The organism is Streptomyces sp. NPDC022552, assembly GCF_055561875.1.
Genome location: NZ_JBVHGJ010000002.1, coordinates 871778 through 885186, shown reverse-complemented (window position 1 = coordinate 885186; position 13409 = coordinate 871778). Strand labels below are relative to the sequence as shown.

Annotated in this window: 11 protein-coding genes; 1 reads left to right on the top strand and 10 read right to left on the bottom strand. The window is 70.5% G+C overall.

Translation table 11 applies throughout. The annotated features are described in order from the left end of the window. The first annotated feature begins 65 nt into the window (after nucleotides 1-65). Nucleotides 66-914 carry a MurR/RpiR family transcriptional regulator gene (locus ACZ3OF_RS08910; protein ID WP_361669125.1) on the top strand — a complete coding sequence of 283 codons (849 nt, stop codon included), beginning with the start codon at nucleotides 66-68 and terminating at the stop codon, nucleotides 912-914. An 81-nt stretch (nucleotides 915-995) separates the two neighbouring features. On the opposite strand, the gene ACZ3OF_RS08905 is transcribed toward ACZ3OF_RS08910, so the two are convergent. The 10 genes from ACZ3OF_RS08905 to uvrC all read right to left on the bottom strand — a co-directional run bounded on the left by ACZ3OF_RS08905 (nucleotide 996) and on the right by uvrC (nucleotide 13389). Further along, nucleotides 996-1331: an RNA polymerase-binding protein RbpA gene (locus ACZ3OF_RS08905; protein ID WP_003976875.1), complete on the bottom strand. Its 336-nt coding sequence runs from the start codon at nucleotides 1329-1331 to the stop codon at nucleotides 996-998. Nucleotides 1332-1408: 77 nt separating this feature from the next. Then, nucleotides 1409-1639, bottom strand: a complete 231-nt coding sequence (gene secG / locus ACZ3OF_RS08900) for a preprotein translocase subunit SecG (RefSeq protein WP_361432662.1) — start codon at nucleotides 1637-1639, stop codon at nucleotides 1409-1411. 112 nt (nucleotides 1640-1751) lie between these two features. Beyond that, nucleotides 1752-2507, bottom strand: a complete 756-nt coding sequence (gene tpiA / locus ACZ3OF_RS08895) for a triose-phosphate isomerase (protein WP_361669751.1) — start codon at nucleotides 2505-2507, stop codon at nucleotides 1752-1754. Nucleotides 2508-2537: 30 nt separating this feature from the next. Beyond that, nucleotides 2538-3749: a phosphoglycerate kinase gene (locus ACZ3OF_RS08890; RefSeq protein ID WP_361669129.1), complete on the bottom strand. Its 1212-nt coding sequence runs from the start codon at nucleotides 3747-3749 to the stop codon at nucleotides 2538-2540. 110 nt (nucleotides 3750-3859) lie between these two features. Next, on the bottom strand, nucleotides 3860-4870 hold the full coding sequence (gap, locus tag ACZ3OF_RS08885; RefSeq protein ID WP_361432667.1) for a type I glyceraldehyde-3-phosphate dehydrogenase: 1011 nt from the start codon (nucleotides 4868-4870) through the stop codon (nucleotides 3860-3862). A 224-nt stretch (nucleotides 4871-5094) separates the two neighbouring features. After that, nucleotides 5095-8052 carry a M14 family metallopeptidase gene (locus tag ACZ3OF_RS08880; RefSeq protein WP_361669131.1) on the bottom strand — a complete coding sequence of 986 codons (2958 nt, stop codon included), beginning with the start codon at nucleotides 8050-8052 and terminating at the stop codon, nucleotides 5095-5097. 156 nt (nucleotides 8053-8208) lie between these two features. Beyond that, nucleotides 8209-9198 carry a DNA-binding protein WhiA gene (gene whiA, locus ACZ3OF_RS08875; protein WP_260228643.1) on the bottom strand — a complete coding sequence of 330 codons (990 nt, stop codon included), beginning with the start codon at nucleotides 9196-9198 and terminating at the stop codon, nucleotides 8209-8211. Continuing rightward, entirely contained in the window at nucleotides 9189-10211 is a 1023-nt protein-coding gene (locus ACZ3OF_RS08870; RefSeq protein WP_361669134.1) for a gluconeogenesis factor YvcK family protein, read from the bottom strand. Before ACZ3OF_RS08870 ends, whiA begins: the two co-directional genes overlap by 10 nt. Beyond that, nucleotides 10208-11182, bottom strand: coding sequence for an RNase adapter RapZ (gene rapZ, locus ACZ3OF_RS08865; protein WP_361669136.1), 975 nt, complete (start codon nucleotides 11180-11182; stop codon nucleotides 10208-10210). The genes ACZ3OF_RS08870 and rapZ overlap by 4 nt, the downstream gene beginning before the upstream one ends. Continuing rightward, nucleotides 11179-13389 (bottom strand): excinuclease ABC subunit UvrC, encoded by a 2211-nt coding sequence (gene uvrC / locus ACZ3OF_RS08860; RefSeq protein ID WP_361669139.1) that lies wholly within the window; start codon nucleotides 13387-13389, stop codon nucleotides 11179-11181. Before uvrC ends, rapZ begins: the two co-directional genes overlap by 4 nt. Nucleotides 13390-13409 lie beyond the last annotated feature (20 nt).

Sequence of the window (13409 nt, the reverse complement as noted above, 5' to 3'; positions counted from 1 at the left end):
GGTGGTTGATAGATTCACCGCTCGACAAGACCCGCGCATCAGGCGGGGCAGGAGGGAACGCGCCCGTGATCACCGCTCTGATCCGCTCCGAACTGCCCCGCATGTCCGGTTCCTTGCGCAAGGTCGGCGTCTGGGTCCTCGACGATCCGGACCGCGTGCCCGGGGTCTCCGCCGCGGAGCTGGGCCGACGCACCGGTACGTCCCAGGCGACCGTGACCCGCTTCTGCCGGGCCCTCGGCCTCGGCTCGTACCAGGAGCTGCTGCTCGCGCTCGCCCAGGAGCGGGGCGAGAACGAAGGCGCCGGCGGGGAACGCCCCCTCGGCCCGGACATCGGACCCGACGATCCGCTCGACCAGGTCGTCGCCGCCGTCGCCCAGGCCGATCTGCGGGCCCTGCGCCGCACGGCCGAACACCTGGACCTCGACGCGCTGGAGCGGGCCGCGCGGGCATTGGCCAAGGCCCGCCGTATCGACGTCTACGGCGTCGGCGCCTCCGGTGTCGTGGCCCTGGAGACCGAGGCGCGGCTCTTCAGCATCGGCTGCGACGCCCGCGGCTGGACGGAGGTGCACGCCGCGGAGACCTCGGCGGCGCTGCTCACGCCCGCGGACGCGGTGGTGGCGCTCTCCCACTCCGGCGCGACCCGCGAGGTCCTCTCCCCGCTGCGGCTCGCGGCCGAACGGGGCGCTCGGACGGTCGCGGTGACCGGGGACCCCCGCTCCCCCGTCGCCCGCGCCGCCTCGCTCCACCTGACGTCGACGTCGGCCGAGACCAGCTTCCGGCGCGGCGGCTTCGGGACCCGGCATTCGGTACTGCTGATCCTGGACTGCCTCTACGCGCGCGTGGCGCAGCTGACGTACGCGCGGGCGACCGCCGCGATGGCGCTCACCGCGCACATTCCCGACAACCACCGCTAGAGCGGGCGGGATACGTGAACGGGCCCTGTCCGCGAACCGAGTTCGCGGGCTGGGCCCGTTCGTCACACTGTCACACCACGCTCAGATCTCGCCGCGCAGTTTGGCCAGCGCCTCCGCGAGGATCGCCTCGCCGTCCGCGTCGCTGCGCCGCTCTCGTACGTACGCGAGGTGCGTCTTGTACGGCTCGGTGCGCGGCGGGTCCGGCGGGTTGTCCCGGTCCTGACCGGCCGGGAAGCCGCAGCGCGGGCAGTCCCACGTCTCCGGAACCTGTGCGTCACTGGCGAAGCTCGGCTGCGTCTCGTGCCCGTTCGAGCACCAGAAGGAGATGCGGAGGCGCGGTGCCGACTCGCCCCGCTCGGCCTCCCCCATCGGCCCCGCTCCGACCCGGCTTCCCCGGATCGCGTTGCCACTTGCCACGGTCGTAACTCCCTGCGTGATGGTGCTCGAAGATGCCCCAGTCTACGTAAGGCCCAACGCGCGTCCAGTGATTGGAGTTACACGCCTGCCTTCATCAGGAGGGCAAGTACGACAATGCACGCGAACCACAGCAGACCGACCACTACGGTGATGCGGTCCAGGTTGCGTTCGGCAACCGAGGAGCCACCGACGGACGACTGCATGCCACCGCCGAACATGTCGGAGAGGCCGCCGCCCTTCCCCTTGTGCATCAGCACGAGCAGCATCAGCAGCGCGCTGAAGACGATCAGGGCGATCGAGAACCCCATAACCACGGCTGGACCAACTTCCTCGGACTTATACGGACGGGGGCCGGGCATCTCCAGCCCGACCCCCGCAAGGGTACGACGGATCGTCGCTACCGCCTACTCACCGATCAGGTCACTGATCGCGGAAGCGGACGATCTTGACGAACTCGTCGGAGTCCAGCGCCGCGCCGCCCACCAGGGCACCGTCGACGTCGGGCTGCGCCATGATCGCGGCCACGTTGCCGGCCTTGACCGAGCCGCCGTACTGGATGCGGACCTTGTCGGCCAGCTCCTGCGAGTACAGCTCCGCGAGCCGTCCGCGGATCGCCCCGCAGACCTCCTGCGCGTCGTCGGGCGTGGCGACCTCGCCGGTGCCGATGGCCCACACCGGCTCGTACGCGATCACGATGGACTCGGCCTGCTCGGCCGGGATGTCCTTCAGGCCGCCGTCGAGCTGGTCGAGGGTGTACTGGACCTGCCGGCCGGCCTTGCGGACGTCCAGGCCCTCCCCGACGCAGAGGATCGGGGTGATCCCGTGCCTGAACGCGGCCTTGACCTTGGCGTTGCAGATCTCGTCCGTCTCGGCGTGGTACTGCCGGCGCTCGGAGTGGCCCACGGCGACGTAGGCGCACTTCAGCTTGGACAGCATGAGGCCCGAGATCTCACCGGTGTACGCACCGGAGTCGTGCGCCGAGAGGTCCTGGGCGCCGTACTTGATCTTGAGCTTGTCGCCGTCGACCAGGGTCTGGACGGACCGCAGGTCGGTGAAGGGCGGCAGAACCGCGACCTCGACGGCGTCGTAGTCCTTGTCGGTCAGCGCGAAGGCGAGCTTCTGGACGTGGGCGATGGCCTCGAGGTGGTTGAGGTTCATCTTCCAGTTGCCCGCCATCAGCGGGGTGCGGGTGCTGCTCACAGGTGTTCAGTCCTCCAGTGCGGCGAGGCCGGGGAGCGTCTTGCCCTCGAGGTACTCGAGAGAGGCGCCGCCGCCGGTCGAAATGTGGCCGAAGGCATTCTCGTCGAAGCCCAGGATGCGGACCGCGGCGGCACTGTCGCCGCCGCCGACGACGGTGAAGCCGGGGCTGTCGAGCAGGGCCTGCGCGACGGCCTTGGTTCCGTTGGCGTAGTCGGGGTGCTCGAAGACGCCCAGGGGGCCGTTCCAGAAGACGGTCTCGGCGTCGGCCAGCTTCGACGCGTACAGCTCACGCGTCTTCGGGCCGATGTCGAGGCCCTCCTTCGTCGACGGGATCTTGTCGGCGTCGACGGTCTCGAAGTCGGCCGGGGCCTTGGTCTTCAGGTCCGGGAACTCCGAGGAGACGAGCACGTCGACCGGGAGCACGAGCTCGACGCCGTTCTCCTCGGCGCGCTTCATGTACTCCTTGACGATCTCCACCTGGTCCTTCTGGAGCAGGGAGATGCCGACCTCGAGGCCCTTGGCGTAGAGGAAGGTGTACGCCATGCCGCCGCCGATGAGGAGACGGTCGGCCTTGCCGAGCAGCGCGTCGATGACGGCGAGCTTGTCGGAGACCTTGGCGCCGCCGAGGACGACGACGTACGGGCGCTTGACCTCGTCGGTCAGCTTCTTCAGGACGCCGACCTCGGTGGCGATGAGGTAGCCGGCGGCGTGCGGCAGCCGGGCCGGGAGGTCGAAGACCGAGGCGTGCTTGCGGTGCACGGCACCGAAGCCGTCGCCGACGTAGACGTCGGCGAGGGCGGCCAGCTGGTCCGCGAACGCGCCGCGCTCGGCGTCGTCCTTCGAGGTCTCGCCGGCGTTGAAGCGGAGGTTCTCGATGACGGCGACCTGGCCGTCGGCGAGGCCCGCGACGGTCGCCCGGGCGGACTCGCCGACCGTGTCGGTCGCGAACGGCACGTCGGCGCCGAGCAGTTCACCGAGGCGCGCGGCGGCCGGGGCGAGGGAGAACGCCGGGTCCGGGGCACCCTTCGGGCGGCCCAGGTGCGAGGCCACGACGACCCGGGCGCCGGCGTCGGCCAGCGCCTTGACCGTGGGCAGGACGGCGCGGATGCGGCCGTCGTCGGTGATGGTGGTGCCGTCCAGCGGCACGTTGAGGTCGGCGCGGACGAATACGCGCTTGCCGGCGACGCCTTCGGCGAGAAGCTCGTCGATGGTCTTCATCTTCTACTGACTCCTTGGTACGCGGTGAAGCACACGAGACAGGGCTCGCACAGCGCATCATCGCGCTGTCCGAGCCCTGTGCTCACATCGAGGTGCCGGTTCCGGAGGCTTTAGAGCTGGTCGCCGACGAAGACGGTGAGGTCGACGAGGCGGTTGGAGTAGCCCCACTCGTTGTCGTACCAACCGAGGATCTTCACCGACTTGCCCTCCTGGACCATGGTCAGGGAGGAGTCGAAGGTGCAGGACGACGGGTCGCCGACGATGTCCGAGGAGACGATCGGGTCCTCGGTGTAGGTGAGGAAGCCCTTCAGGGCGCCGTCGTCGGCGGCCTTCTTGAACGCGGCGTTGACCTCGTCCTTGGTGACCTCGCGCTGGAGCTCCACGACGAGGTCGGTGGCCGAGCCGGTCGGGACCGGGACGCGCATGGCGATGCCGTCCAGCTTGCCCTTGAGCTGCGGGAGGACCAGGGCGGTGGCCTTGGCGGCACCCGTCGTGGTCGGGATGATGTTCTCCGCGGCGGCGCGGGCGCGGCGCAGGTCGGAGTGCGGGAAGTCCAGGATGCGCTGGTCGTTGGTGTACGCGTGGACCGTGGTCATCAGGCCCTTGACGATGCCGAAGTTCTCGTCGAGAACCTTGGCCATCGGCGCCACACAGTTGGTGGTGCAGGACGCGTTCGAGATGACGTGGTGGTTCGCCGGCTCGTACTTGTCCTGGTTGACGCCCATGACGATGGTGATGTCCTCGTCCTTGGCCGGAGCCGAGATGAGGACCTTCTTCGCGCCACCGGCGATGTGCTTCTCGGCGTCGGCCTTCTTGGTGAAGATGCCGGTCGACTCGATGACGATGTCGACGCCCAGCTCACCCCAGGGGATGTCGGCCGGGTTGCGCTCGGAGAGCACCTTGATGGTGTGGCCGTCGACGGTGATGGTGTCGGCGGTGTGGGTGACCTCGGCCTTGAGGCGTCCCAGGATCGTGTCGTACTTCAGCAGGTGAGCAGTGGTCGCGGTGTCACCCAGGTCGTTGACAGCCACGATCTCGATGTCGGCACCCTGCTCAAGGAGCGCGCGGAAGTAGTTGCGACCGATGCGGCCAAAGCCGTTGATGCCTACGCGGATCGTCACGAACCGATCTCCTCGTTAGGTACGCCGGGTTTCGACGCCGGCGAGATTCTTTTAGGGATGTCCCCGACCGCTTACGACCCTACCTCTCTCATCGGCTGAGAGTGACATCGCGTGCGGTCGGAATGCCTCGTGAATGCACCGTGGCCCGTTATTACCGGCGGGTTCGAGCCACGGTGCCCAATTCGTCCCGATCACTGACTGTGATCAAAGGTGCGGGTGTCCGCTCAGCCGTGCAGCACGCCGAGCGCCTTGCGGATCAGTGCCGTGCGCTGCGCCGCGGTCGTGACATGTTCCAGGCCGAAGCCGAGCAGAACGGTGTCGCGCGTGGTGACCGCGGCCTGGGAGTGGAAGAGCCCCGCGGACCGGGTCCACTCGGTGCCGTTCCCGGGGCTGCCGGCCGGCGGACCTGGTACGGACCAGGCGCCGAGGGCGGTCTCGAAGCCCTCGCTCTGGCCCGCGGTGCCGCCGACGACGAGCGCGGTGTCGTCGACGAAGGCGCCCATCTCGCCGGTCCCGGGGTCCGAGACGTACGAGATCGACAGCTCGACCTGCTTGCCCGCGTAGGCGCTCAGGTCGATCGACGCCTGCCGCCAGCCGTTGGAGGGGCCGGTGAAGGCGTGCCAGGCACCGGTGGTGCCGGTGGTGGCGCAGCCGTCCTCGCCGACGGTCAGGTAGTGGGCGAGGAAGGGGTGGCCCTGGACGTAGTAGCCCTCGCCGCAGTCGGCCGGGGCTGCGGCGGAGGTCCCGCCGTTGGCGTCGGGCAGCGTGGTCCAGTCGTCCTGGCCGACGGTGTGGGCCTCGACGACGAGGTTGTCGTAGCCGGGCTCGGTGTCGTAGCTGACCTGGAAGCGCAGACTCGGTGCCTGCGCCGCGGTGACGCCGGTGAGGTCGACGGTGCGGCTGAGGCGCGTCCAGGTGTCGTCGACGTGCCGTACGGCCACGAAGGACGTGCCCTCGTAGGGCTCGAACGGGGTGCGGACGCCGGGGTAGTCGCCGGCGGACCTGCTGCTGCCGAACTGCGGGAACTGCCGGGGCTTCAGGGTGTCCGAGGTGACGGTGTACGCGCCGGCGTCGTCCAGCGGGTTGCCGGCCGCGCCGCCGAGGGTGCCGGTGGCGCCGCCGAAGCCGCCGGCTCCGGCGAAGGACGGCGGTCCGTTCAGTCCGGCCCGGTGGTAGGCGCCGAGGTAGTACTGGGCGAAGTCGTTGGACGTGGCCCGGCCGATGTCGACGAGGCCACCGGACTTCTCACCGGCGTTGACCAGCTTGCCGCCCTCGTTGAGGTAGTCCCGTACGGCCATCGTGACGGGCCCCGAGGGTGCCTCGGCGCCGGTGTACCAGACGACGGTACGGAAGTGGCTCAGCACGCCGAGCGGGTCGGGGGCGCCCTGGATGGCGACGTCCCAGACGGCGGAGCCGCGTCCGGTGCCGGCGAGCGCGCCGCGGTAGGCGGCGGTGTGCCGCGCCGCGGTGGTGCCGCCCTCCTCGGCGAGGACGAGCACGTCACCGCGGGGGCGCTCGGCCACGGTGTACGTGAACGGGGTGGAGGAGGACGCCCTGCCCTCGCGGGTGCGGGCGGTGAACCAGACCTCGACGGTGTCGCCCGGGCCGGCGTCCTCGACCTCGGCCCGGTACTGGTCGAAGTAGAGGTTGTCCTCGCCGCCGTACGTCTCGCCGCCCTCCCACGCCTCCAGGCGCTCGGAGTGCGTGCGGCCGCCGTTGATCCGGTACTTGAGCTCCTTGGAGCGCAGCGACTTCCGGGCGGTGACGGCGATCTCCTGGTCGCCGCCGCGGGCGTAGGAGGTGGTGAAGGTGTGCGGGGTGAAGTCGGGCGCGCCGAGACCGGTGACGGAGACGGGCCGGTCCGGGTGGGCGGCGGTCTCGGCGACGGCGAGCGCGAACGGGACGTTCTTGGCGAACTCCGCCTGGATCAGCTTCTCGTCGTCCGGGAAGGTGAAGACGGAGGCGCAGTCGGCGGGCTCCCAGGCATCGTTCGGGTCGACGCGGGAGGCGGTGGCACAGGTCGACATCTCGGGGGTGAACATCTGCATCCCGTTGACGTTCGCCGCGTGTCCGTCGGCCTCACCGTTGGTGGTGTAGAGCTCGGAGGAGACCTGCGGGCGGTAGCCGGGCACGGCAGAGTTGGTCGGAGTGCCGGCCAGCGCCTTGAGCGCCACGTCGTCGGGCGTGTCGGTGGCGACCTGCCAGCCGACGCCGTAGAGCAGCAGCTGGGCGGCGGAGTGGTAGTTGATGCCGTACTGGAAGCCGATGCGCTTCTGGAAGGCGTCGATCGCCTTCGTCTCGGGCTCGGACATCGGGCCGGGCCCGCGGTAGGTCTCGTCGGCGGGGTCGGGGGACGAACCCTCGTTGTCGTAGCCCCACTTGTAGGAGAAGTTACGGTTGAGGTCGACGCCGTCGCCGGGCTCGACGCGGCCGTCGCCGTCGTTGTCGCGGAGGTTCTTGCGCCACTGACGGTTGCCGGGGTCGGCGTGGGTGAAGTCGTAGCCGTCCGGGTTGGCGGAGAGCACGAACCAGAGCTCGGTGGAGTCGATGATCTTCGTGATCCGTGAGTCCGTGCCGTACCCGTCGAGGTAGTGGTGGAGCAGCCGCCGCGTCATCTCGGGGGTGATCCACTCTCGGGCGTGCTGGTTGGACATGTACAGGGCCGCGGGCTTCGAGCCGTCCCTGGCCTTCTTGGCGCCCTTGGTGACCTTGACGGCGAGGATGTCCTGGCCCTTCACCGTCCTGCCGATGGAGACGACCTTGGTGAGGTCCGGGTGGGCCTGGGAGGTGGCCAGGATCTCCTGTTTGAGACCTCCCGCGCCGCCGTACGGGCGGAAGACGCCGTCCCCTGCGCCGGCGACCCGCTTCTCGGTCTGGGCGGAGAGGGTGTGCTCGTCGAGTTCGACGCCCTTGCCGCGCAGCTGCCCGGCCTGCTTGTCGGTGAGGTACAGCTCCAGCGTGGCGGAGCCCTTCTCGGGCACCTGTTCCGTCAGCTCATGGCCGTCGGTGCCCGCTTCGAGCAGCAGCGGTACCTGTTCCTTGGTGACCTTCGCGCGCCATACAGAAACGGCGTCGCCGTCGCCGCTCGTGCTCCGAGGTTCCGCTCCGGCGACGGGTGCCGCCGCCAGTCCCGCGATCAGCAGTGAAGCCGCGGCGAGGATCGCTCCCGCTCTGCGTCTCATAAGCCCCCCTTGCTGTTGTCTGCCACGAAAGTGAACAGACGCCAGGCTGATCACCGTTCATGATCATGTCAAGGGCGCCATGCGAGCCGAACGGGTGCTGCCGGTGCCTCAGAAAGGCACCGGCAGCGGTGAGTTGGACGGGATGGCCCGTTCGGGTCAGCCGACGAGGCTGTCGTCCAGCTCCTCCGTCAGGTTGGACTCGGTCCCGGGGATGCCCAGGTCCTGCGCCCGCTTGTCGGCCATCGCCAGCAGACGGCGGATCCGGCCCGCGACCGCGTCCTTGGTGAGCGGCGGCTCGGCGAGCGCGCCCAGCTCCTCCAGGGAGGCCTGCTTGTGCTCCATGCGCAGCCGGCCCGCGGCGGCGAGGTGCTCGGGCACCTCCTCGCCGAGGATCTCCAGGGCGCGCTGCACCCGGGCGCCGGCGGCGACAGCCGCGCGCGCCGAGCGGCGCAGGTTGGCGTCGTCGAAGTTGGCCAGCCGGTTCGCCGTCGCCCGGACCTCGCGGCGCATCCGCCGCTCCTCCCAGGCCAGCACCGACTCATGGGCGCCGAGCCGGGTCAGCAGGGCGCCGATGGCGTCCCCGTCCCGGACGACCACCCGGTCCACTCCCCGTACCTCACGGGCCTTCGCGGCGATGCTCAGCCGGCGCGCCGCACCCACCAGGGCGAGCGCGGCCTCCGGGCCGGGGCAGGTCACCTCCAGGGAGGAGGAGCGCCCGGGCTCGGTGAGCGAGCCGTGCGCCAGGAACGCGCCGCGCCAGGCCGCCTCGGCGTCACAGGTGGCACCCGAGACGACCTGCGGGGGCAGGCCGCGGATCGGCCGGCCCCGGCCGTCGACCAGACCGGTCTGCCGGGCCAGCTGGTCTCCGCCCGCCACCACCCGTACGACGAAGCGGGAGCCGCGCCGCAGCCCGCCGGGGGCCATCACGATCAGCTCCGAGCTGTGCCCGAAGATCTCCAGGATGTCCCGCTTGAGCCGGCGCGCCGCCATCGCGGTGTCCAGCTCCGCCTCGATCACGATCCGTCCGCTCACCAGGTGCAGGCCGCCGGCGAACCGCAGGATCGACGAGACCTCTGCCTTCCTGCAGCAGGTCCGGGTGACGGGGAGCCGGGAGATCTCGTCCTTCACCGCTGCCGTCATCGCCATGGGCCGATCCTTCCATGCATCCGAAAAATACGGTCGTACGCGGCGGCCAACAGCTCCGGATCATGCTTCGGGAGACCGTCGGCACGGGCCACCGGCGCCAGCTCGACCGCGGCGCCGAGCCGCTTGGCGGCGTCGGCGAGAGACTCGCGATCGGGCACGGCGGCCTCGTCGGCCAGCACCACGTCCAGGGCGAGTTTAGGGGCGTGTCGTCCCAAAACCTCCAAATGACGCTGCGGAGAGAACCCCTCGGTTTCTCCCGGCTGCGGCGCGAGGTTGAGCGAGAGGACCTTGCGGGCCTTGGTCTCGGTGAGCGCGTCGAGCAGCTCGGGCACGAGGAGGTGCGGGATCACCGAGGAGAACCAGGAGCCGGGACCGAGCACCACCCAGTCCGCGTCCCGGACCGCGGCGACGGCGTCGGGCACGGCCGGAGGGTCGTTCGGCACGAGGTGCACCGACTGCACCTCACCGGGCGTGAGGGCCACCGTGGCCTGGCCACGGACGGTGTCCACGTCGTTCGGGCGCTCCGGATCGTGCCCCTTGACCAGGGCCTGCAGCTCCAGCGGCACGGCCGACATCGGCAGCACCCGGCCGTGCGCGCCGAGCAGCTTGCCGACCAGGTCCAGAGCGAGGACATGGTCGCCCAGCTGCTCCCAGAGCGCGACGATCAGCAGATTGCCGACCGCGTGCTCGTGCAGATCGCCCTTGGACTGGAAGCGGTGCTGGATGACCCGGGCCCAGGTCTGCCCCCAGTCGTCGTCCCCGCAGAGCGCGGCGAGCGCCTTGCGCAGATCGCCCGGCGGCAGCACGCCCAGCTCCTCCCGGAGCCGGCCGCTGGAGCCCCCGTCGTCGGCGACGGTGACGACGGCGGTCAGGTCGCCCGTGATCCGGCGCAGGGCGGCGAGGGAGGCGGACAGGCCCATGCCCCCGCCGAGCGCGACGACCTTGGGCTGGGCGCCGCGCCTGCGGAGCGTACGTACGGAGAGGGTGGACGTACGCCGGCGGTACGGCTTCACTCGCGCCCCATGTCCCGGTGGACGACGACGGTCTCGACCCCTTCCGCGGCGAGGCGGGCGGCGAGCTTCTCGGACGTGGCGACGGAGCGGTGCTTGCCGCCCGTGCAGCCGACGGCGATGGTCACGTACCGCTTGCCCTCGCGGCGGTAGCCCGCGGCGATCAGCTGGAGGAGCTCGGTGTAGCGGTCGAGGAACTCCTTGGCCCCGGGCTGGTTGAAGACGTACGCCGAGACCTCCTCGTTGAGCCCGGTGAAGGGGCGCAGCTCGGGGACCCAGTGCGGGTTGGGCAGGAAGCGCATGTCGACGACGAGGTCGGCGTCGACGGGCAGCCCGTACTTGAACCCGAAGGACATCACGGTGGCCCGCAGCTCCGGCTCCTCGTCGCCCGCGAACTGGGCGTCCATCTTGGCGCGCAGCTCGTGGACGTTGAGGCTGGAGGTGTCGATCACCAGGTCGGCGTCGCCGCGCAGCTCGCGCAGCAGGTCGCGCTCGGCGGCGATGCCGTCGGTGATGCGGCCGTCGCCCTGGAGCGGGTGCGGCCTGCGGACCGACTCGAACCGCCGGACCAGGGCCTCGTCGGAGGACTCCAGGAAGACGATCCGCCGGGTGACCTGCTGGGCGTCGAGGGCGGCGAGGGACTCCCGCAGGGCGTCGAAGAACTGCCGGCCGCGGACGTCGACGACGACGGCGATCCGGGCCACGTTGCCCTGGGAACGGGCGCCGAGCTCCACCATGGTGGGGATCAGCGCGGGCGGCAGGTTGTCGACGACGAACCAGCCGAGGTCCTCCAGGCACTTCGCCGCGGTGGACCGGCCGGCGCCGGACATACCGGAGATGATCACCAGCTCGGGGATGGCCGCCGTGTCGGCGGTCTCACCGGCCTCCTTCGTGCCCGTACTCACGTGTCCTGCTCCGTCTTCTCGCTGCACTTCTTGCACTTCTTGCTCTGTCTGACGGTCGTGCTCGGTCATGCCGTGGTGCCCCCGTCGTCTTCCATGATCTCTCCTGTTGCCGTATTCACGGCGGGTGCGGCCGGAGCCGCCTGGGCGAGAGCCACGGCGACGGCCTCGGCCGTCTTCCTGCCCATGCCGGGCACCTCGCAGATCTGCTCGATTGTCGCCTGCCTGAGCCTCTTCACCGAGCCGAAATGCTTGATCAACGCCTGTTTGCGGGTATCGCCGAGGCCGGGGATCGCGTCCAGGGGGCTGGTCCTGATGCGCTTGTTCCGCTTCGAGCGCTGGTAGCGGATGGCGAAGTCGTGAGCCGTGTCACGTACCCGCTGAAGGAGGTAGAGGCCCTCGCTGGAGCGGGGCAGCACGACCGGATCGTCGTCGCCGGGCAGCCAGACCTCCTCCAGCCGCTTGGCGAGGCCGCAGACGGCGATGTCGTCGATGCCCAGCTCGTCCAGGGCCCGCCGGGCGGCGGCGACCTGGGGCTGCCCACCGTCGACGACGACGAGCTGCGGCGGGTACGCGAAGCGCTTGGGGCGGCCGTCGTCGACGGGCACCTCGCCGGAGGCGAGCGGGCCGTCGTGGCGCGGGACGTCCACGAGCGGGCCGCCGCGGTGGTGCGGACCGTCGCGGTGGAGGCCGGAGCCGTTCGCGCCGGAGCTCTCCGCGCCCGAGCCGTTCGCGCCGGAGCCGTCCGCGCCTGCGGCGGGCTCCGGCAGGGTGTCGTCCACCGGCACGCCGACACCGTCCGCCCCGTCACCGTGGGTGTCCACCGCGTCGCCGTCGGCGTCGACGGCGACGCCCTCCTGCCCCCACTCCCCCGTCTTCTCCTTCTCGACGAGATAGCGCTTGAAGCGGCGGCTGATCACCTCGTGCATCGAGCGGACGTCGTCCTGCCCCTCGAAGCCCTTGATCTGGAAGCGGCGGTACTCGCTCTTGCGCGGCAGCCCGTCCTCGAAGACGACCATGGACGCCACGACGTCCTGGCCCTGGAGGTGCGAGATGTCGAAGCACTCGATCCGCAGCGGCGCGGAGTCCAGGTCCAGGGCCTCGGCGATCTCCTCCAGGGCCCGGGAGCGGGTGGTCAGATCGCTGGCGCGCTTGGTCTTGTGCAGCACGAGCGCCTGCTGGGCGTTGCGCGCGACCGTCTCCATCAGGTCCTTCTTGTCACCGCGCTGGGGGACACGGAGCGAGACCTGCGAGCCGCGGCGGCCGCTGAGCCACTGGCTGACGGCGTCGGCGTCCTCGGGCACGGCCGGCACGAGGACCTCCTTGGGGACCGCGTCGCCGCTCTCCTCCCCGTACAGCTGCTGGAGCGCGTGCTCGACGAGGCCGGCCGTGGAGACGGCCTCGACCTTGTCGGTGACCCAGCCGCGCTGACCGCGCACGCGACCGCCGCGGACGTGGAAGATCTGGACGGCGGCCTCCAGCTCGTCCTCGGCGAGGGCGATCAGGTCGGCGTCGGTGGCGTCGGCGAGGACGACGGCGTTCTTCTCCATGGCGCGCCGCAGCGCCCCTATGTCGTCGCGGAGCCTGGCCGCCTTCTCGTACTCCATCTCCTCGGCCGCCTCCATCATCTGCTGCTCGAGGCGGCGGATGTACGTGCCGGTGCGGCCGGCCATGAAGTCGCAGAACTCCTCGGCCAGTTCGCGGTGCTCGTCGGGGGTGACCCGGCCCACGCAAGGGGCGGAGCACTTGCCGATGTAGCCGAGGAGGCAGGGGCGCCCGGCGGAGGCGGCGTTGCGGAAGACACCCGCGGAGCACGTACGGACGGGGAAGACGCGGAGCATCAGGTCGACCGTCTCGCGGATCGCCCACGCGTGCGCGTACGGACCGAAGTAGCGGACGCCCTTCTTCTTGTGACCGCGCATGACCTGCACGCGCGGGAACTCCTCGTTCAGGGTCACCGCGAGATAGGGATAGCTCTTGTCGTCCCGGTACTTGACGTTGAACCGGGGGTCGAACTCCTTGATCCAGGAGTACTCCAGCTGGAGCGCCTCGACCTCGGTCGAGACCACGGTCCACTCGACCGACGCGGCCGTGGTGACCATCGTGGCCGTGCGCGGGTGCAGGCTCACGAGCGGCTGGAAGTAGTTCGCCAGCCGCTGACGCAGGGACTTCGCCTTCCCGACGTAGATCACCCGGCGGTGCTCGTCGCGGAATTTGTAGACCCCCGGCGAGTCGGGGATCTGCCCCGGCTCGGGGCGGTAGCTGGAGGGGTCGGCCATGCTCCCCACCCTACTGGCGG